The organism is Mesobacillus maritimus (assembly GCF_023715205.1).
Lineage (GTDB): Bacteria > Bacillota > Bacilli > Bacillales > Cytobacillaceae > Mesobacillus_B > Mesobacillus_B maritimus_C.
The window spans coordinates 238,064-259,213 of sequence record NZ_JAMBNR010000009.1; the positions used below are offsets into that span (position 1 = coordinate 238,064).

The window sequence follows — 21,150 nt, forward strand, 5'->3', positions numbered from 1 at the left end:
AAGAGCTTGAAAGGTGGATACGATGAATAAAGTAACAATGGTTTTTACGATTTCTGTTATTATTGCCGTTTTATTTGTTCTCTGGGGGGCCTTTGCGCCTGATCAACTGGCAAGTGTAACAGGCGATATCCAACAATTTCTTCAAACGAATTTTGGTTGGTTTTATCTGATCGTCGCAAGTGTCATCTTGGTTTTCGCGATCTACTTAATCTTCTCTAAATATGGGAAAATTAAGCTTGGCAAGGACGATGAAGAGCCTGAATATGGTCTTATTAGTTGGTTTGCCATGTTATTCAGCGCTGGTATGGGCATTGGGATTGTTTTCTATGGGGTGGCTGAACCATTACAGCATTATTTGACCCCGCCATACGGCGATCCTGGTACAAAGCAGGCGGCAAGCGATGCCATGCGGTTTTCTTTCTTCCATTGGGGACTGCACCCTTGGGGAATGTATGCCGTGATTGCTCTCGCCCTCGCTTATTTTAAATTTAGAAAAGGGGCACCTGGATTAATTAGTGCCACATTTTATCCGTTAATAGGAGATCGAGTAAAAGGATGGGTGGGCAAGCTTATTGACATCATTGCCGTTTTTGCAACGATTTTTGGTGTTGCCACGTCCTTAGGGCTTGGTGCGGCGCAAATCAATGGCGGTTTACATTATATCTTTCCTAACATCCCAATTAGCATAATGGTTCAATTTATTATTATAGCGATCGTTACGGTCTTATTTATCTTGTCAGCGATATCTGGGTTAGGGCGTGGAATAAAATGGCTTAGTAACTCGAATGTTCTTGTTGCGATTATATTGATGCTATTTTTATTATTTGCGGGCAATACAGGTTTCCTGCTCAATTATTTCACAACGACCCTCGGGAGTTATCTTCAAAATCTGGCGGATATGAGTTTGAATATCTCGCCATTTGACGAGCAGCATGGCGAATGGATGCAAGCTTGGACCCTGTTTTATTGGGCTTGGTGGATTGCTTGGGCTCCATTTGTCGGGACCTTTATCGCCCGTGTTTCAAGGGGACGCACAATCCGTGAGTTTATGATTGGTGTTTTAGTTGTTCCAACCATTTTCTGTGCATTATGGTTTTCCGTTTTTGGCGGAACGGGCATCTATTTAGAACGAATCATGAATGCGAACCTTGGGAACGTCATCAACACTCAAGGGGTCGAAGTATCGTTATTTGCGGTATTGGCGCAATTCCCATTGAGCACTTTTACGTCTATATTAGCGATTATCCTGATTAGTACATTTTTTATTACGTCAGCAGACTCCGCAACCTTTGTTCTAGGTATGCAAACGACAAACGGAAGTTTAAATCCGCCAAACATCACGAAAGTTATATGGGGAATTCTTGTCTCTGCAGCGGCGTTGATTCTGCTTTGGTCCGGTGGATTGACCGCCCTGCAAACAGCGTCCATTATCGCTGCCTTCCCATTTGCGTTTATCCTCATCTTTATCATGTTCTCGTTAATGAAAGCCTTTAGAGAAGAAGTCAAAATAAGGAAACGATTAGAACGGAAAAAACAACAACAGTAAAACATTAGCCGTCTGATGAGAATTCATTAGACGGTTTTTTGTTTGTGTGCAGGTGCTTGGATCGAAAATTGTCGAAAAAGTCACAGTGACGCCCCGATTCTTGTCGCCTGGTTCGGAAGCGGATTGTTTTTTTTCGTTAAGTATTGGGGAACTTCGTCTGAAAATATAAGGCATTTGACTATTTCTCTTATTGGTCGAATGCTTTATTTTTTGGGTACCTAAATCCCTTGTATATCTGCCGGATTTGATTGTGTGATGTTTTAGGGGAGGGTGGTAAACAGGGTGGGGAACCGTCCTTTTGGTGGATGTGATACGGAAGGAGATGGATGAATCCTTAGCCTTTGAAAGATGTTGTTTAGAGAAATCGTAAATCATGAAGCAGCAAATGTTTATTCTAATTTCTTTCGTTTTAACACATATCCACTCACAATTTGATACAGTCCAAACAGTAAGCTTAGAATCAAAATCGCGATCCATGAATACTCATGCGGAACCAAATAATAAACACCTGCAAGAAGGACCAAGAAAATTAGGTAACCGATATGAAAAGCCTTTTTAAAAGTCATTATGACATCCCACCCCAGTTTTTATTCTTTCATTTTAGATGTACCTCTATTTGGATAAAAGTCATGTGTGATTTTGTCGTGGAAACTCCGAGATTTAATCAACTGTTTTTGTGTCAGTTCCGGGTAATAGGACTTGATAAGACGTTTTGTTTTCCCATTTAAACAACCAAATGCAACTCCAATTGTCATGTTTCGTTACATCTGAGAGGTGCTATTCAGTTCATTTATCTTTTGATTAGTGATTTCAAGGTAATCATCTTTCTCTAAAAGCTCAAAGGCGTTAAAGGCATATTTTAAATGTTTGATGCCCTCTCTTTTATTGCCTATTTCACTCAATGTGATCCCTTTTTGATAGAGTAACTCTCCAAACAAGTAACTGGAATGATGTTTCTTACATTGTTCCAAACCTTTGTTACAATAGAATAATCCATCATTATATTCGTTTATACTATACAAAAGCTTAGAAAGGTTGTAACTAAGCCTGATTGAGATTGTAATATCATCAATGAGTATGGATTTATTAAATACCTCGATGGCCTTCTCAAATTTGCTTTTAGCATCCACCCATTGTTCTTCTTCTGAATAGATGATCGCTAAACTATTTAATATTTGAAAATCTTGCTCCGTATGCTGAATAGAGTCTTTCATACTAGAAGCCTCGCGTAATATTTTAACTGATTCATGAAATTTCTGATCTAAGTAATAAACGGCTATTCCCTTATGCCATTTTAAAAATTGCTTTTCTTCAATATCTTGAAAACTAGGGTGCTTTTCGTATTTATCTACCAATCTCTTTACTTCTCTATAATCCTTTGCTGAAATGGCCTTTCTAATTGACTTCTTTGAAGATGTAATAAAATGATATTGATCTTTATAGACAATATTCAAGAAATAAGCTGGGCATATTCCTAGTTTTTTCGAAATTTTAACAAGTGTATCTACATATGGGCTAATTTGTCCTGCCTCTATTTTACTAATTTGAGACTGACTACAAATCCCTTCAGCAAGTTCCTTTTGACTAATATTTAACCGAACTCGTATTGAATGGATGGTATTCCCCAAATGCTTTAAGTTTTTCTCTAACATATTACTCTCCTCACATGAAATATTCATAAAAGAATACGAATTAAAGCAAGATTAGGATATAAAGACTACTGGCGAGGCTATTATACATTTTAATGTAAAATACCAAATCAAAAAAACTAATACTTATGGTATAGTTTTTTTTTGGAAGGAGGCGATGAACATGGAAAAGTTAAAAAAGATCGTTTTTCGTGTACTGGCAGTAACTACATTAGCCTTTAGTACTTCAGTTTATGATTCAGACTCAACTACACACGATGGCGTTGGTGGCTTTGTCATTCAGAGAGATTTACCCTATGAGCATTAATCCACGGTAAATACTACTATTATTATAGTAACAAAAGAGTTTAAATAAGGTAGCAGTGAGGGCTAAATAAGATTAAAATAAAAAGCGGCGACCATAGGGATTCACTTTTTCATCACTCTTGGTCGCTCATCTTACCACGACCTTCATAACAAAGATAGGACAATCTTATCAACCGAAATCGAACAAACTCGATCTACATCCTTATGAGTAAACAGTTTTTCCAAGTTAGCACTGATTGTGCCTTTCTTCAGAGAAGAAAAGCGAAAATTCGTCATGAAAGATAGCCTTGTTATCCTAACGGATACAGGGCTTTTGTATTTTCCGTAATAAGTTAAACATGACGAACTTCTATCCGATCATGGCAGCGGCCGTATTCCAAAAGTCATTTGCCATGTTGATACAACGATTTTGTTAGGCTGGCTCATTAAATTTGCTTGAATCAGCATACCACAATCTTTCTCAAAGTAATGAAAAAATTCCTAAATGAATCGTTGAATGTGGAAACAACGAGAATTGTTCGTCTTCCTTAAAATAGCAGGGTAAAAGGGCCTTAAATCCCAAATATATACAAAATGAGAGTGTGCTATATTTTGAGTATAAGCTCTGATCACCCAGATTTAACCAAACAAGGTTGTTAAAACTGGTGGTGTAGCCAAGCGGCAAGGCTAATTTCTGCAAAACCTTGACCCTTGGTTCAAATCCAGTCACCAAGAACGCAGTTTGAAGACATGATCCTATTTGAAGAATTATTATAGGTCAAGAAATTACAGTTCGATTAAAATCTACATAGTTGTTATCGGAAAGCTTGTAATCAACAGGTATCTCTTACGAACTTATGATAAAACAATCATTCAAGCATCCATTCACAACCAAATCCTATTTGAAAAATAGATAGGGTCATTTTACCATTTTACTTGAAGGGAGGTGAGAACATGAAAAGAAAAGCACTAACATTTGCGTTAATAGGACTTTTAGCCCTTGGTGCTCTTGTACCAATTACAGCAAAAGCAGCAGAGTCATGGGATTATGGGTACAATAAATCAACCATGCAATGGTATAATTATTACTGGCATTCTTCTTATAAACATTATGGAAGTATTACAAAGAACGGTGTTACTTACTTTGGTCCAATTGCAAATGCTGGATATTGGTCTAAGTTAAACCTAGATTATAACGGACCATATGCTGCGACTTATAACAAGCATATTTCGTTCTGATAGCTTTTAAAGGGGGATTTATTCTTTTAATAAATCTCCTTTTACTATTTAAGGTGGGAAATAGATGATTGAAATTATTAATATGAATAAAACGTTTAATCAAAGAGAGATCTTTAAAGACTTTCATTTAGAAGTAAAGCCTGGAGAGTTCATTGGAATCGTTGGCAAAAGCGGGAAAGGAAAGACCACGCTTTTAAATATAATCGGTACGTTAGAGGAGCCAGATTCAGGGACGATTAAAATAATGGGGAAAGAGCTTACGAATAAAAAAACGAAAAGGCTATTATTACGGAACGAATTAGGGTTTGTCTTTCAGAACTATGCTCTAATCGATAATGCCACGGTCAAAGAAAATTTAGAGATCGCTCTTAAACATAAAAAAATGAAGAAAACCGAGAAGATGAATGCTATTTCTTTCGTATTAAAAGAAGTGGGGCTCGAAGGATATAGCGATAAAAAAGTTCATACCTTAAGTGGGGGAGAACAACAACGTATAGCGATTGCAAGGCTGCTACTTAAAGATCCATCATTGATTCTAGCAGATGAACCAACTGGATCATTGGACATTGAGAACCGAGACATTATTGTATCGTTATTTCAGAAATTACATAAGCAAGGAAAAACGATTATCATGGTTACACATGACAAAGATTTAACAAAATTTTTCTCAAGAACCATACACTTATGAGGTGAAGGATATGAAAAAATTAATTTTTCTCCTTTTTGTTACCTCCATTATCATTGTCAGTTTTTTATCTATCAAACAATTTGAATACCTTCAGTTTCAATCCTTTAACAATGTAGATCAGCAAGAAGAGTGGCAGATCAATATAGAATCAGGGGCACATCAAAAAAACAAATCGGAAAACTTCCAATTATTAAAGGCTGCAGCGTTAGAAGCAGAAGTGAATTTACAACGAATATCGTATGAAAGAGATGAAAGAAATAAAGATAAAGTCGTTTATTATGTCGTATTATTTGATCCGGAGCAGTACTTTGAAAAGCTGAAATTAAAGTCGGGCAGATTTCTGGATGTAAACAGTGGTTCGGAAGAGTTTCTCTCCACCGTTCAGACGAATCATAAGGACCAGGTAGGACAACTAGAAATCTTCCGTAGCTTTGATCCAATAGAAATACGACCAATGAGTGCAGCTGAAAAAACAAGGGATATCAAAGGAACTTACACGGTAAGTGGGAAGAAAAATGCAGACAAGTTAAAGAATAAATTGGCCGATTATGGATTTACTGTTGACGTTTCAAGCGAGCAAGGCCATAGCTTAATGACTCATTACCCCTACCAAGATATGTTGAATAAAGCATCTGTCATTTTATATTTATTAATCTTGCTTGCACTGTTATACGATGTAACGATCAACTATAAAGACATAGCAGTAAGAATGATGTTTGGCCATAACTTTTGGCAAATCGGATCCTATCTATTAAGGAAGTATATGAAAATTTTCCTTCTTTCTTTAACGATTGGGTTCTTAGGGTTATTATTCTATTTGTATTTTTATAATCAATTCCAAGAATTATCTCTTTTTTTGATATTCTGGTTAAAAAACATGATTCCTTTCATTATTATCATCACCGTCATTTTTATTGCTACTTGGATCGGAACGAAAAGCATCCATATCTCTCAAATGATTAAAAATAAAAAACCGATTAAGTTATTGTTTCTTCTAAATATAGCCGTTCGGTTTATCATCTCTATTTTTCTTGTTCTCGGATTACAGCAAGCACTAAGCACTTTATTTGGGTTAAAAAACACGGTAGACACACAAGAAAAATGGTCCCTGTTGAAAGACTATTCCTATTTAGGAGTAATAGCGAATAATGACCCAGGATTGTTTCGTTTTCTAGAAGAAGAAAAACAGAGAGAACAATTTCAACAGTTTTATAAAGAACTTGAGTCGCAGAGGGCCTTCTTTATTTCACCATCGGCGTATTACTTAAATGGATCTTCAGACATGCCCCTAAACCCTAATCCTTGGGGAATGGATGGCATGAAGGTAGAAATTAATAAAAATTATCTATCTATAAACCCTATTTTCGATACGAACAATAAACAGGTCGTCTTTTCGGACCATGTAGAGAAAAATGTCATAACGGTTCTTGTGCCAATAAAATTTAAGGAGCATGAAAGTGAGATTAAAGCATCCATCATAAACGATTACAAGGGGATCTATCATTTGAAAGAAGAGGAGTCTGTACTTGTTGATATTCTTTATGTTCAGAATGAGCAATCCTACTTTACTTTTTCGACAAATATGGCCGAGGATAAACACTATGAAATTCTGGATCCCATTGCTGTGATCGTCAATCATGAATTTGATCCACTCATCCTAGCTAACCATATTTCGATGGGATATGGATACTATACCAAGAACAGCGGAAATGAACATCCTTTCGCCATGACTCAAGATACATTAACAAAATATGGTTTGGAGGAAATTTGGCAACCTATATCCGTAGCCTATTCAAGTGTTGAATTAAAACTAGCGAATGACAAAGAAGTACTTCAATTAAGTACTGCCTATTGTGCACTATTTTTACTGTTGGGTATTCTCTTACTGTTTTTTTCTTCCATGTATTATTTAGAAATAAACAAGCAGGTCCTCGCATTACAATGGATATTTGGTTATAGCTTTTTTGAAAAGCATAGTTTCGTTTACCTTGTATTATTAGTGTTTTGGAACTTTGTCTTTATGATTTGTTTTTTCATTGCTAGTGACACATTATTACTCATTAAAATAACGATTGGGCTTGCCATCTTTGATCTATTTTTGGTTAGTTTGATTTTGAGTTTAAAAGAATATCGTACGACGAAGCAAATCCTTATAGATAAATAGGAATATGAGGAAGGAGGTTTACTAGATGTCTAATAGAAAAATATGGGCGAGTGTATTAACGATTATTCTGGTTTCATCGTTAGGTATTTACCTTTATTCTTTCTTTATAAATGGAACAGAAGGAACAAATGATAGGAGTACAGCGGGTGACACTCAACAAAATAACAGTAGCGATACAAGACCGCACATAGAGATGGAAAAGGACTCTGAACAAGCGAAAAACCCACCAAGCCCGAAAGAAAATAAATACTATATTATCTACATTGAACATGGCAATGGCTCCGGTTCCTCTTTTGTTCCATTAAAGCTTAATCCTGGTTTCACAAACGGAACTGATTTTAATGTGAGTATTTCATTTGATGACAACGGAAACATCATAAATGGCGAAAAAATCATTGTTGTCCGCGATTTCCTAATTTCAAATGAAAATAAAGAAATGATTAGAAAGGTTGCAGGAAAAGATGATTATGAAGAAGCGTTAAAAGAAATCGAAGACCGTGTAGAGGAAACGAAAAAGAATTTAGAAAAAGAAGGTCTATTATAAATTTAGGAATGGAAACAGCTTATCTTCAACGTACCCTGTTTAATGGATTCATTAAAAATAGGACAACAAGGTCTTCTTAGCATAGGGAGATTTTGACGAAATGAAATGGCTGTTTTCAGTTTAAAACTAGCTTAATAGAATTGTTGTTATCTGGAAAAGAAATGAAGTTTTAGAAAAGGGCCTTCCAAAGAGAGGGAATTTCTTTTATGGAACCGTACGATTTCATTATGTGATGATTCAACCAAATATGAATCATTATAAAGACACTCAGGAGAACCGTTCAATTAATTTCATGGGAAGCCATGGATCAATCGAATGGTTCTTTTTTATTGTGGGAGACTAATTTATTTAAGTGGGGTTCCGAAACACTGTCATCAGTTGTGGAACCTTTGTTGTGAAACAAGAGAAAACGGGGCAATAGGCACTGTTCCTTCTAACTTATGCCTGTTGCCCCTAGTCAAGACGCTTCTCCTTGCTTAATAGGGTTGGACTTTTCTTATCTACTAAGGTTAAGGATAAGAGTGTGCTTAAGTTTTAATTGTTCACCTTGCCACGCTTTTTCTGCATCTGTTTTTCATGTGCACGCTGGTGAGCGCGATGACGGTCTTCTTCCACTTCACTAGACATTTGGATCCCCATTGGCACTGTGGAAGTAGCGATTTCCTTGATTCCGTCTTGGTTCTTTTCATATATAAAAGAAGCTCGAGTGGAAATGTCCGCTCCTGGCTGTTTGACGTAAGGAAGCACACGGTAGTCGGCGCGCCATTGTTGTGGCGTGACCCGGCAGCGAACATAGCCGCGGAAATTGTTAAAGAACTTGATATTTGGGTTTTGATCTAACGTTTTTTCGGTATCGGCGCGCCAGTCGGACCCGTCTCCGCCAGAAGAGATTGAGGTACCAACAAATTCTGCTCCGAAGATCGGCGCATCTGGGTTGTTGTAATCAGTCATTAGGTTGGAAGCCCAGCTCGCATGAACATCTCCGGTCAGCACCACTAGGTTGTTCATGTTTTTCTCTGTGACGAAATTGGTGATGCGTTCGCGAGCGGCAGGGTAGCCATCCCAAGAATCCATGCTGAATCGTGGCGCATCAGTTGTCCCAAAATTCCGCTGCGCAAAGAACACTTGCTGCGCGAGCACATTCCACTTGGCGGACGAGCTTCCAAGGTGGTTGAGCAGCCATTGTTCTTGTTCTGCGCCAAGGAGTGTCCGGTTCGGGTCTAATGATTCCGAGGAATGAGGCTTGCTGCCATCGCCATTGGCTTGATCGTCGCGGTATTGACGCGTATCCAATACATAGAAAGAAGCTAAATCCCCATAGTTGAAATCCCGATACAATTGCATGCCGCCTTCATGTGGAAGGGAGGACTTGCGAAGCGGCATATGCTCGTAGTAAGCCTGGTAGGCAGCGGCCCGGCGTTTGATGAATTCCTCCACAGATTGGCCTTTTTCAGGAATGATATTGGCATAGTTGTTCTCAACTTCATGGTCGTCCCAAGTCACAATCCAAGGGAACGCCGCATGGGCCGCTCTCAAGTCGGCATCCGAGCGATATTGTGCATAACGGTTGCGATAATCTTCAATCGTGATGATTTCCTCGCCCTGATGGGTGCGGACATTGCCACCGGATGCGACATATTCATTTGCCCCATATTCATAAATATAATCGCCCAGATGGAAAACAAGGTCTAAGTCTTCGTTGGCCATATGCTTATAAGCTGTAAAATAGCCATGTTCAAACTGCTGACAAGAGGCGAATGCAAAAGTCAGGCTTGAGACAGGGTCGCCTTTGGCTGGAAGGGTTTTTGTTTTCCCAACCGGGCTGAGCTCGCCTCCACTTTTAAATCGGTAATAATAAACAGTTTTCGGCTTCAAGCCGGTGACTTCGACATGGACAGAATGGGCAAGAGCTGGAGAAGCCTTTTCGGTCCCACGCTTGATCACATTCCGGAAGTTTTCATCCGTTGCCAACTCCCATTGCACAGGTACGACATTCGCCGGCATCCCACCACCATTGAGCGGATCCGGAGCCAACCTTGTCCACAAGACAACGCTGTCTGATAGCGGATCGCCGGAGGCTACCCCTAAAGTAAATGGATAATTGCTGAAACTAGGCGCAGCGTCTACGGAAAATCCACCTAACGACTGAGCGATTGTTAGCCCCAGTGAAAGCCCGGCAATCTTACCGGTCGTTTCAAGAAAGCCACGGCGGTCCATATTCTTGCTTAACGTTCCTTCATTCAATTTCTTCATTATTTCCTCTAAAGGTGTTCGATCATTCGTCATTTTTTTCCCTCCTTGAAAATCTCTATTCGGTACAAATTATAGAGGGCGATTTTTAAGGGGATGTAAATATTTGTAAAGGGTTGGGTGGGAGTTAAAAAGAGAGAAGGGGAGATTGGAGTAGGACTTGGGTAATGAATGATATCAACTTCCATTTTTTTATCGATAAATAGTTTCATTTTCATACGATTGACTTATGACAAAATAGGCGGTTTTTCTTGGGGATTCTTCATAAATTTTTAACGGAGTTTTACAATTTTCGGGACGGAGGGACAGGCACCGTGTCCCGCTCTCTATTTTGAGGTATGTGGTTTGCCGTATGAGGGAGGAGAGAACCGAATTGTTTTATAAAGCCAACTTGTTTCAGTCCCTAAGGTGATAGTTGAGCCAGGTAGGCAGTAGTTTAACAGAGTATTAGATGCCCGTGTTCACGTTAAATCTGGAGGTAAAAATCATACAGGTGTTAAGTGTCTATTACTTTTCCCCTTTATCTAATTTCTAATTTTCGAAAGTATTTACATAATCAAGAAGGATTCTTTTATTATAGCGCCGAAAGGAAGGGGTTGGTCATTCTATAATGTGTGAGAATGGAAAGAAGTATCTTTAACATGTGAAAGGGGAAGAGATGTTAGACTACCAATTTTATAAAAGAGAAGATCGTGATGAGACTATTATTTTATTACATGGTATGGGTGGGAGTTCTAAGATTTTCTATAAACAAATTCGTTTATATCAGGAATCCTTTAATGTCTTAGCTATTCATTTGCCTGGTCATGGAGAATCTCCTGATATTCAATATTATAAAGAGCCATTCAATTATGATTTGGTGGTTGGAGAAATTTTGAAAACGTTGGATACTTTGCAAATTAGAGAGGCACATTTTATTGGCATCTCCTTAGGTTCCGTTGTGATTCACCATATTCTTCAAACCCATCCGGACAGAGTGAAAAGTGCGGTAATGGGGGGATGTGTCACTAGATTTAATGTTTACGCTAAAACCTTATTTCATATAGGGAATATCAGTAAGAACTTTGTTCCATTTATGTGGATTTACCGAACATTTGCCCATATTATGATGCCGAAAGTGAATCATAAGAAATCCAGAGATATCTTTATTCATGAAGCGAAGAAAATGAAAAGAGAAAATTTCTTATCATGGTTTAAAGTAATTGGTCAAGCAGATGTAACATACAAACACGTTCAAGAGCAGAGTGGGGGTATTCCAAAGTTATACATATCCGGTCAAGAAGACCACATCTTTGTACATAAACTATTGAAAGACATTGAAGGCGACAAAAGTGCTAGAGTCTTAATTATTGAAAACTGTGGGCACGTTTGTAACATTGAGAAGCCAGAGGAATTCAATGCTGCCTCACTCAGGTTTTTGAGGGAGCACTTGGCAGGGGTTGAGGTAGCGATTTGATTATTGGTAAATAAATAGAAGGTGCCAGGCACCTTCTATTTATTTTCCAGGGACAAGGGACCTGTCCCTATGTCCCTAAAACAATTCAACCAACAGTAGTGCTACTGCACCTAATATGGTCGCATCGTCTCCAAGTTTTGTAACGGTGACGGTTGTTTCCTTGGCTTTTGCTGTTAAGGCTCGATTTTGAATGGTTTCGAGGATCGCGGGCATGAGGAATTGCTCGCTTTTCATTACGCCTCCGCCCAGTACAATTTTGCTTGGGTTGACGAGGTGGATTAGGTTGGTTAACCCAATGCCGATGATTTTTCCGGTCTCTTCTAATAGTTGCACATTGGCTTTATTCCCGGATAGGGCTTCTTCATAGATTTGTTTGGCTGTTACTTCACTTAGACCTGGATTCTGTTTCTTTGCTCTTGCTACGATGGCTTCTCCGCTTACAAAGGTCTCGAAACACCCTTGATTGCCACACTTGCAAACATCTCCATGCAAATCGATGGTCATGTGGCCAAGTTCACCTGCAATGTCTTGGGCGCCATGATACAACTTTCTATTAATCACAATCCCAGCACCAACACCACGGCCAATGTTGACAGCGACCATGCTGTCTACGTCGTCATGGCCACCAAACCAAGACTCTCCGAGGGCCATCGCGCGGGCGTCATTTTCGACTTTTATCGTCCAATTGAACTCTTTGCTTAATTCCTCTCGAATTGGGATGTCGCGTAAATTTAAGTTCGGAGCAATCAGGGAGGTACCGTTCTCGATGTCCACTACGCCATGCATCGCAATCCCAATTCCGATGATCCGCTCTTGATCGATTTTGGTAAGTCTTAAAATCGCATTTATCTTTTCCTTTAAAAGGTTGATGAACTGTTCATTTGTTATGGGGTTTTTGAAGACGCTAGAGGTTCTTTTGATAATCGCTCCTGCTAAATCGGTTACCACACATTCGACCTTTTCCGGACTTACATCGACACCGATGACATGGAAGGCATGGGTGTTAATATGCAACATGGTTGGCTTTCGTCCGCCATTCCCACTCGACTCGCCAAGGCTGCTTTCCATGACAAGCTCGCTATCAATCAGCTCTTTGACAATGCTGCTTACGGTTGGAGGAGTAAGGCCTGTTTCTTTGGCAATTTGCGCCCTAGATATAGGTTGTGAGGTGCGAATTTTATTTAAAATAATCTTCTTATTCACGGATTTCATCAATTGAAAGGTACCACGCTGCATGGAAATTCCTCCATTTTCGTCAATCTCTAGATTCATTCTATCATAATTCGTTATATTCACTTATTGGTTGTCAGTCGTGCTTGCTTTGAGGGCTCTTTTCTCAATCTTTGCTGCTTTTTACTAGTAATAATCTCTTTATGAAAACAGCCTTTTGAAAAAGAAAAGGGACTTACCGAAATGGCAAATCCCTTTTGAACGTTTGTCGATCGATTAAGCCGCAATGCCGATTGGTGAGAAGATGACATACAGAATCACCATGATGGCAATAGCCGCAAAACCAACGGGATAAACAATTTTCCATGGTGTTAAATCCACTTCTTTCTTATCTTCCAAGACAAACTCTGTGTCGCGTGGCTTGAACTTCCCGATAATGAGCATAAGAGCGGAACAGACCACAAAGAGAATTCCGAGGATATGCAGGTAATGCAAGCCTGTGTCCCAGAAAAGCTGGGTAATCGCATAGGCCGTAATAAAAACCCCAAGGGCAATTTTAGCCGCAATCGCTGGTACCCGTTTCGTTAAGTATCCGATGATCAAAATGGTGAAAATCGGAACATTGTAGAAACCGTTTACCATTTGGAAATATTGGAAGAAGCCTTGTGGCATCAAATCAATCAATGGTGCCATACACATCGCAAAGATTGCGATAAAAGTACCAAAAATCTTTCCGTTGCGGATCAACTGGCGGTCCGAAATTTTCGGTTTTACATATGGTTTGTACACATTCAGCATGAATAATGTAACCGTTGAGTTCAACCCAGAGTTAAACGATGATAGAATCGCACCGAATAACACGGCTGCAAAGAAACCAACAAGTGGCAGTGGCAACACATGATTCACCAGTGCGGAATAAGCATTGATCGGGTCCAATTTGTCTCCAAGTAAGTTGAAGGCAATGATTCCAGGAAGAATCAAGATAACAGGTCCAAGCATTTTTAGAAATGCGGCAATCAATAAGCCTTTTTGACCTTCTTTTAAGTTCTTGGCAGCAATTGCCCGTTGCATAATATGTTGCGCCGTACCCCAATAGAATAAGTTTACTAGTAGTAGTCCCGTAAACATCGTTGAAAAGGGAAGAGGTTCGGATTCTTTCCCAATTGCGTTTAGTTTTTCAGGTGTATTTTCCATAATCGTTTGGAAGCCGGCAATCGGGGATCCATCTCCTAAGAAAGCTAAACCGAGAATTGGGATAATCATTCCACCAATTAACAACCCAACTCCGTTGATCGTATCAGAAACGGCAACGGCTTTTAATCCACCGAAAATGGCGTAGATGGAACCAACAATTCCAATCGCCCAAACGGTGATCCACAACGCTCCGGTGTCACTTACACCAAACATTTCTTGGACATTAAACATTTCACGTAAGGCGACCGCTCCTGTATAGAGAATCGGTGGCATCAAGTTTAAGATATAACCGAAGAGAAATAGAATTGTGACGAATAGTTTTACGCCTGCATCAAATCGGTCTTCTAGGAAGTCCGGTATCGTTCGAATTCCACCTTTTAAGTAGCGGGGGAGTAAATAAAACGCTACCAAAACAAGGGCAAGCGCAGAACCAACTTCCCAACCCATACTGGCAATACTAAATTCATAGCCTTCGGCGTTTAAGCCAACAAGTTGCTCGGTTGATAGATTCGTTAACATCAACGATCCACCAATGACCCATCCCGTTAAACTACGGCCGCCTAGGAAATACCCATCCGCCGTACTGAGATCTTCCTTGCGTGTTTTAAAATAAGAAATGATTGCAACTAACGCGGTAAAAAAGATAAAGGAAGCAATAGTAATAAAACCCATACATGAACCTTCTTTCTAGGAGTGAATTTGGGACGGAGGGACAGGCACGTTGTCCCAGCCTTCAATGGTTCTGCTCTGGATGGGGTAAGTGGGAAAAGGGCCTATCTTCGTGTCCTGAGTATTTAATGAGAATAATAAGATCGAACTCTACTAAATCGCTTACAAAATAGGTGTTTATAGGGTTAGAGTTTAAGTGGCAGCTTCGTGATCACGACCTTTTTTTTTTGGAGTTATTGTTTGTAAATTAAATTAATTAACTATTAAGTATCCTATCAATTTGTTTACAGGAGGTCAATAACTTTTTTAAGCGGTTTCATAGGTGAGCGTGTGGTCACTTGATTTTTAAGAAGGAACAGGAAACTTCCTATTGGAATGGGTACCAATTTTTTATTACGAAATAACAAAAACGATAGGCAGTAGCTCCAGCGGTTTTGTTTTACTTTGGAGGAAATGCGCGAATGCCTGAAAGGATCAGGACAATTTTATTCAAACGTTTGTTTAGTAGATTTGTGGAAAATTATTTTATGGAAATGAGTATTCTACTACATTCCAGGCAAAAAAAAGCAGTTTTATTCGCGGTTACCCCCAATTTATTCGCTATAGGGAGAATAAGGTGAGAGGGATATCCACCGTAGAGCGAATAAATGACGGTTCGAGCGCTAGATATTCGCCGTTAACCCCAATTTATTCGCTGTAGGGAGAATAAGGCAAAAAGGATATTCGCCATAGAGCCAATATCCCCAGGGATGAAAGGAGGTTACAATGCGTTTTTGGCGGAAAAACAAATCAGTCAGTTGTCCGTTTTGCTATGACGCATGCCGCTGTCCACACCGGTCGAGGATTGGTGGTATTCCATCTAATCCTTACAGGAAGTCTACTAAGTTAGTTGGGGCCGGGAAACACTTTCGTTCTTTTTTACGAGCTTGATGTGTTTTTTAGAATTTTCACAAGTTTAACCCCATCTTAAACCTCTCTTTACATTCTTATTTTAAAATGAGTGGAGCTTTACTAGGAATGAATGGGAGGCAATCATATGAAGAAAATGAAAAAGGGATTATTGACAGGCTGCTTTTCTCTAGCAATGGCGGCTGCCTTTATTGGGACGCCTGTTACGGCGAGTGCGGACAAGCTTAAGGAAGGGGAGACCTTTGAACTTACGGTTCTCCAAACGAATGATCTTCATGGTCATTTGGATGATCTGTTCACGCGGGAGGATGGAAGTGTTCATCACAATTCAATTGCGAAGTACGCGACGATCATTGAAGAAGTGCGCGCTGAAGAGGAGAATGTGCTTCTCGTCGATGGCGGCGATGTTTTCTTGCGTGGGGAATTTCAGGAAGGTCAAGGTGAGTTAGAGACGTCTCTTTTAAAAGCGATGGACTATGATGCGATGGTGATTGGAAACAACGACTTCCGCGTATACCCTGCTGGCGAGGGAACGCCGGAAAGCCGTTATGAACAGTTAAAGGATTACCACCGGAATGTCAATTTCCAACTTCTTGCCGGGAATGTCATTGATAGGGAAACAGGAAAGTACATGCAGAACGTAAAGCCTTGGAAGGGATTTACTTTCGATGGGGTAAAAATCGGGATGATTGGACTTACCTCGATGAAGCCTGAATTGCGCGGATGGAATGATGTTGCCGACCTTGATTTTATCGAACCGGTGGATGCGTTGAAGGGATTGCTTCCAGAGGTAAGTGAAAAATCGGATATCCAACTCGTCCTTTCTCATGCAGGAAATGATGAAGACCACAAGCTGGCTCAAGTTCCAGGCGTTTCAGCGGTCATTGGCGCAGATACCCACAAGATTATCCAAACACCTGAGTATGAATTCAACGGGGAGTGGATGGTGCCGATTACTCAAGCTGGTGGTGAGCAAGAACATTATTTAGGTCGGCTAGATTTGACGTATGAAGTGATAGACGGCGAAATGACGTTGGTTGAATCGGATGGGATGTTGTATGATGTTACAGATGTTCCGGCTGATCCGGAGATTCAAGGGATGATTGATGAGTATCGGGCGGAGATGGTGAGTGGGGAGTAGGGAGTAGGTTGTGAACTGACTACAATTATAGTAGGAAACGCCAAGGCAAAATTCATTGCTTTGGCGTTTCTTTTTAATATTTCAATTTGGAGAAGGGAGGACAGAGAGAGAGGCTCTCTCTCTATTATCATGTTAAAGTTATCAGTCCTTATTCCTAAATTTATTCACAATAAGCATATTTACCTATGCTACAATTAAATAATAAAAGCGGTTTCTTTTTCAGCCTAGGAGGGTTTGTATGGATTATGCTTTGAAGTATATAGAGGATATCAAAAACGAAGTTAACCATTTGAAACGAAAAAACTCCTACCGAGAACTTACACCAGAGAAAAAAATATAATACATCAGGAATTTATATTGGTGGCTTTATGTCTGAGAAAATGTTACCTCCGAGTGTAAGCGATGTGGACATGCATGGGTAATACGAAGTGATAGGTTATTGGCTCGAACTTATTGTCCGGTGTGTAAGAGAAAGGCAGTGTAGGAAGGGTAGAGAGTTCCAGTATCATATGAGAGGGTCTTTTAGCCTAGGGCTAGGTGCTATAAGTTAAATAGAATGGACTTCCGTGTGATGATTAAGAGAATTTAATGAGGGGGACATATAAAATGAATCCACATCAGGTAAGTGTTGCAGCCGAATCTTATACAGCAACTCTTTTTGCTTGGGCTGACTTTGATGTTTCTGTACAGTATGGAGCCAATCAACCAGAGTACGATTTAGTGGTTGTATGTGGTGAGAGAATGCTTAAGGTTTCAGTAAAAGGTAGTAATGATGGTGGCTGGGGTTTAACCCAGAGTCATAAAAGAGGTAGGACTTACTCTGAGGCCATTGATCTTTGGGTGAATAAACATACACAAAATACCATAGTTAGTTTGGTTCAATTTAAAAATGTTGACTTAGAAAAAGGTGAAGCACCTCGAGTATACTTGGCAACTCCAAAGGAAATAGGGGAGGAAATGAAAAAAAGCCGAGGGGGACATGGAAACACTGTTCTTAGAGAGCGACATATCTGGCATAATGGAATAGCTAAAGGCCACACTGATGAAATTCCTGAAAAGTGGAAATTTAGTAGAGAGAGAATAGAAGAGTTTTTCAGACAAAAATAGTTAAAAATTTAATTGAAGGGGAGTAAACCATATGAAAAAAATAGCAATTCTCATTATTGCTCTTTTTACAGGCGGTGTAATGTTTAATAGTTTTGGAGGGAATGTGTCCTTAGCTGGGAATGAGCAAGGATTAAGGCATTTGATCGAGCAACAGCAGAGTATAATACAGAAGCTGGAAGGTGAGCTCGCGGAAAGTAATAACCAAATTGAAGAACTTTCTAGTACTGTTGAGGAATTAAGCGATCTTGAAGAACGCCTTACTAAATTAGAAACTTCAACTCCTGATTCCCAAGACTACGATGAACGATTGAATAAACTCGAAAAGGACTTAGAGTATACGAAGGTTGTCTTAAAAATTGATGGTGCAACCATTCAGCAAGATATAAAAGATATGATAGAGAATATAGGTAGACAATTGGATTGGTCCAACGGTGATTTAAGGCATTGTGAGAACGTAGATCCTAATTATTGTAACGGAGACTTTAGATTAATTGGACAAGTTTACGAAATAAATATATCTAATGATTTATATAATTATATGGATTACATTTCTGAGGAAGAACTTCGAAATCAAATTAATAAGCTTTATGAGAATAAAGGAACTGAATGGAACAAGTATTTAAAACCTGCGGGGATCCATGTAGTCATAAAGTATAGAGGGAATATCGTAATGGACACGACAGTTCAGTTTAATTCTTAGTATCACTAATACTATTGATAGGTGAATATGCAGAGGCAGAGGGAGGACTTTTTATAAGGCCTCCCTCTTTGCAGTTAAGGATGTCTGAATTGAGTGTATGGAACATGAATTGATAGACTTTGAATCAACGGAGGTAGCCAGTTTTAATAGTTTCATTTAAAGCCTCTCAAGTTATGGCTTTTAACTTTACATTCTATTAAAGTCTACGTTGTCGGACACCACCAGACTTTGTAAGACATTTCCGAATTTTCAACACAATTAAAAAGTAGTTTGCTATAATTGGGGCAAATAATGGTTGAAGGGGAGGAAATGGTGTGGTCCAGCCGTTATCCAAAAGTGAAGTCCATCAACTGATGTCGCTGTTGAGTGATGAACAGAAGACATTCATTGAGCGTTATAGTAAACAAAGTAAGAAAAGCAAATGGATAGAGGCGATTGCTAGAAGAAAAGGAATGGTCCTCTCTGAGGATACTCCATATGAGGAAATTGAGCCTTTAATTGAGGACTGGATTCTTGTTGACATCATGGACAGTGGGTATGGGAATAGAGACTATGTTTGTGAATGCGGTCGAGCATTACGGTACCAGTACCGAGTTTTACATAAAAAAGAAGGAAAGGTTTATGGGTACGGTAGTTCTTGTTTTGAACACCATACAAATCTTTCCCCCGAAGTTGTTAAGGATATAAAAAGCGGGTTTCACTCTGTTGATTTGGAACGGGATGAAATCCTGATAACATACTTCCGAGGTACCGATTGGAGTCTGGAGCCGTATCTTCATGTCGATACAATTCCTAGTGAATTCCGGAAACAACACCGCTTAGAACTACCTTTAACGGTAAGACAACGTTCGAAGGTCATTCGTTTGGCGGAGGCATACAAGCAAAAGAAACTTTGGAATAAAGGGTTTGGACAACTTGATGATTACCAAAAAGAAATCTTTTTCACTATAGAGAAGGATGAACAATGGGAGATAATCAGGAAAATAACACAATTAGAAGAAAATGATTATCCGGAACTCCCTGCTGAATTCCAGGATGAAGAAGTCCTTCGTTTTTATTCAGCGGGTTTGCCTCTATTGGAAAGGCATATGGAGTTCCTTGAAGACTATCGTTTGCAACAAATCCAAAGTGAGAAAAGGACCTTAATAAAACGTGGGGCTGGTGGATTGCCGAAGAGGTTTCAATATAGGACGGGGCTAGATCCTTCGATTCATTCTAGCACAAGATTGGATTATCAAACTTTAATCGAACGTCACCTCGAAACTCTAAGGTCTGTACGTGAAAATGAACATCGAATACCTGAAGGGCTAAAAAAAGATTGGATTAAGGTTCAGCAGCAAGTTAGAGACTTAAAGAAAGAGCTGAATATTGATTACTCCAATTTTAAAGTACTGGTAAACAATCTCTGTTATGCCTTGCAGGTAGAACGGGATGAGTTTTTATAATTTATGTATAAGTATTGAATGAATATTTACGATACCTAGGTTTGGACCTGTTCGCAAGATAAAAGTTTATATTGGGGATATCTTTGTAATGAATGGAAGGGACAGATCTGTCCCTTTTAATCTGCTTGAATCCCAATCAAATACTTTGTCCTAGGCAAATATTGTATCTCATATTCCTGATTTGTGGATAGGTCGAGACTGAAATCCGTATTTGTTCGAAACTTTTCTCCCGTAGTACTTGTGTAAACATACTCGTCGGGTGCTGCATATCTCCCGTAATCGCGGATCACTTCATAGTCTTGTAGGATAATGGTCTGTTCTGCTGGTCCTTCTGAGTAATAGTTTTTTACCTCTGTTGCATCATCCACCCAACCTGACCCTAGAAGTAAATATGAAAAACCAAAACAGAAGATTGCTAGGAAGGCAGCGGGGGCGACTAGTTTTTTGGGTTTGGCTGCTTTTTTCGTCATGATGGCATAGGTGCTGCCGAATAGAATAAATAGACCAAAGAGTAAGCACACACTCCCCCAAAACCCTATAACGATGACATCTTTTATGAAGAAAACAATGAATGGGGCCTCTCCTTGAGTTAAATTCTTAATAAATAACATATCTGTTATAAAAATGCTAATTAATAATAGAATGGCCAAAACAGCAGATATGGATATAAATAGAATGGGTCTAAATACTAATTTCTCTTGGTTTTTCTTTCCGGTCTTCGAATTCTTTCGATTCTTTTTCATTTCATTCTCCCCACTCCCATGATGATTTTGATAAAGGAAAAGGTACTGTGTTATAGATTTTTTGTGTTTCCATCGTATCAATTAGAAAGAAGCACAACATGGGTACAATGACCGATTATGACAAAGTCACAGCGTATAATGGGAAATATGTCAAGAAAGAAATATGATTAAAAAAGACCGACCTTAAGTAAAACCCCTAAATACAATTTTTTTTAGTAGGTTCATCTATCACAGACTCTTATCATAGAGCT

The 21,150-nt window shown here is 39.2% G+C and carries 17 protein-coding genes; 11 read left to right on the forward strand and 6 right to left on the reverse strand.

The window, feature by feature from the left end; genetic code table 11:
* The first annotated feature begins 22 nt into the window (after window positions 1-22).
* Window positions 23-1,546 (forward strand): glycine betaine uptake BCCT transporter, encoded by a 1,524-nt coding sequence (locus M3182_RS14860; protein WP_251558778.1) that lies wholly within the window; start codon window positions 23-25, stop codon window positions 1,544-1,546.
* 389 nt (window positions 1,547-1,935) lie between these two features.
* Here M3182_RS14860 and M3182_RS14865 read toward each other — a convergent pair whose 3' ends face one another.
* Window positions 1,936-2,112 (reverse strand): hypothetical protein, encoded by a 177-nt coding sequence (locus M3182_RS14865; RefSeq protein WP_251558779.1) that lies wholly within the window; start codon window positions 2,110-2,112, stop codon window positions 1,936-1,938.
* A gap of 195 nt (window positions 2,113-2,307) precedes the next feature.
* The gene (locus M3182_RS14870) at window positions 2,308-3,198 is read right to left on the reverse strand and encodes a helix-turn-helix domain-containing protein (RefSeq protein ID WP_251558781.1); all 891 of its coding nucleotides are present in this window, start codon (window positions 3,196-3,198) and stop codon (window positions 2,308-2,310) included.
* Between the two features lie 160 nt (window positions 3,199-3,358).
* Between M3182_RS14870 and M3182_RS14875 the strand changes: the two genes are divergently transcribed.
* From M3182_RS14875 to M3182_RS14895, 5 genes are all read left to right on the forward strand, one after another.
* A complete protein-coding gene (locus M3182_RS14875) occupies window positions 3,359-3,502 on the forward strand; it encodes a hypothetical protein (protein WP_251434162.1) in 144 nt (47 codons plus the stop codon).
* 932 nt (window positions 3,503-4,434) lie between these two features.
* Window positions 4,435-4,719, forward strand: a complete 285-nt coding sequence (locus M3182_RS14880) for a hypothetical protein (protein WP_251558783.1) — start codon at window positions 4,435-4,437, stop codon at window positions 4,717-4,719.
* A gap of 64 nt (window positions 4,720-4,783) precedes the next feature.
* A complete protein-coding gene (locus tag M3182_RS14885; protein WP_251558784.1) occupies window positions 4,784-5,407 on the forward strand; it encodes an ABC transporter ATP-binding protein in 624 nt (207 codons plus the stop codon).
* Window positions 5,408-5,417: 10 nt separating this feature from the next.
* A complete protein-coding gene (locus M3182_RS14890; RefSeq protein ID WP_251558786.1) occupies window positions 5,418-7,571 on the forward strand; it encodes a DUF1430 domain-containing protein in 2,154 nt (717 codons plus the stop codon).
* A 25-nt stretch (window positions 7,572-7,596) separates the two neighbouring features.
* Window positions 7,597-8,115 carry a hypothetical protein gene (locus tag M3182_RS14895; RefSeq protein ID WP_251434173.1) on the forward strand — a complete coding sequence of 173 codons (519 nt, stop codon included), beginning with the start codon at window positions 7,597-7,599 and terminating at the stop codon, window positions 8,113-8,115.
* A gap of 534 nt (window positions 8,116-8,649) precedes the next feature.
* Here M3182_RS14895 and phoD read toward each other — a convergent pair.
* A complete protein-coding gene (gene phoD / locus M3182_RS14900) occupies window positions 8,650-10,401 on the reverse strand; it encodes an alkaline phosphatase PhoD (protein ID WP_251558788.1) in 1,752 nt (583 codons plus the stop codon).
* A 622-nt stretch (window positions 10,402-11,023) separates the two neighbouring features.
* On the opposite strand from phoD, the gene M3182_RS14905 reads away from it, so the two are divergent.
* Window positions 11,024-11,821, forward strand: a complete 798-nt coding sequence (locus tag M3182_RS14905) for an alpha/beta fold hydrolase (RefSeq protein ID WP_251558790.1) — start codon at window positions 11,024-11,026, stop codon at window positions 11,819-11,821.
* Between the two features lie 75 nt (window positions 11,822-11,896).
* Here the strand turns inward: M3182_RS14905 and M3182_RS14910 are convergent, their stop codons facing one another.
* Together M3182_RS14910 and M3182_RS14915 are read right to left on the reverse strand one after the other, a co-directional pair.
* Entirely contained in the window at window positions 11,897-13,057 is a 1,161-nt protein-coding gene (locus M3182_RS14910) for an ROK family transcriptional regulator (RefSeq protein WP_251558792.1), read from the reverse strand.
* A 210-nt stretch (window positions 13,058-13,267) separates the two neighbouring features.
* Window positions 13,268-14,857, reverse strand: a complete 1,590-nt coding sequence (locus M3182_RS14915) for a solute:sodium symporter family transporter (RefSeq protein WP_251558794.1) — start codon at window positions 14,855-14,857, stop codon at window positions 13,268-13,270.
* Between the two features lie 1,033 nt (window positions 14,858-15,890).
* Here M3182_RS14915 and M3182_RS14920 point away from each other — a divergent pair.
* The 4 genes from M3182_RS14920 (at window position 15,891) to M3182_RS14935 (ending at window position 20,156) form a co-directional block, all read left to right on the forward strand.
* Window positions 15,891-16,904, forward strand: coding sequence for a bifunctional metallophosphatase/5'-nucleotidase (locus M3182_RS14920; protein ID WP_251558796.1), 1,014 nt, complete (start codon window positions 15,891-15,893; stop codon window positions 16,902-16,904).
* Between the two features lie 606 nt (window positions 16,905-17,510).
* Window positions 17,511-18,011: a hypothetical protein gene (locus tag M3182_RS14925; RefSeq protein ID WP_251558798.1), complete on the forward strand. Its 501-nt coding sequence runs from the start codon at window positions 17,511-17,513 to the stop codon at window positions 18,009-18,011.
* Window positions 18,012-18,042: 31 nt separating this feature from the next.
* The gene (locus M3182_RS14930) at window positions 18,043-18,711 is read left to right on the forward strand and encodes a coiled-coil domain-containing protein (RefSeq protein ID WP_251558800.1); all 669 of its coding nucleotides are present in this window, start codon (window positions 18,043-18,045) and stop codon (window positions 18,709-18,711) included.
* Window positions 18,712-19,025: 314 nt separating this feature from the next.
* Window positions 19,026-20,156 carry a hypothetical protein gene (locus M3182_RS14935; protein ID WP_251558802.1) on the forward strand — a complete coding sequence of 377 codons (1,131 nt, stop codon included), beginning with the start codon at window positions 19,026-19,028 and terminating at the stop codon, window positions 20,154-20,156.
* A 116-nt stretch (window positions 20,157-20,272) separates the two neighbouring features.
* Here M3182_RS14935 and M3182_RS14940 read toward each other — a convergent pair whose 3' ends face one another.
* Window positions 20,273-20,899, reverse strand: a complete 627-nt coding sequence (locus tag M3182_RS14940; protein WP_251558804.1) for a hypothetical protein — start codon at window positions 20,897-20,899, stop codon at window positions 20,273-20,275.
* Window positions 20,900-21,150 lie beyond the last annotated feature (251 nt).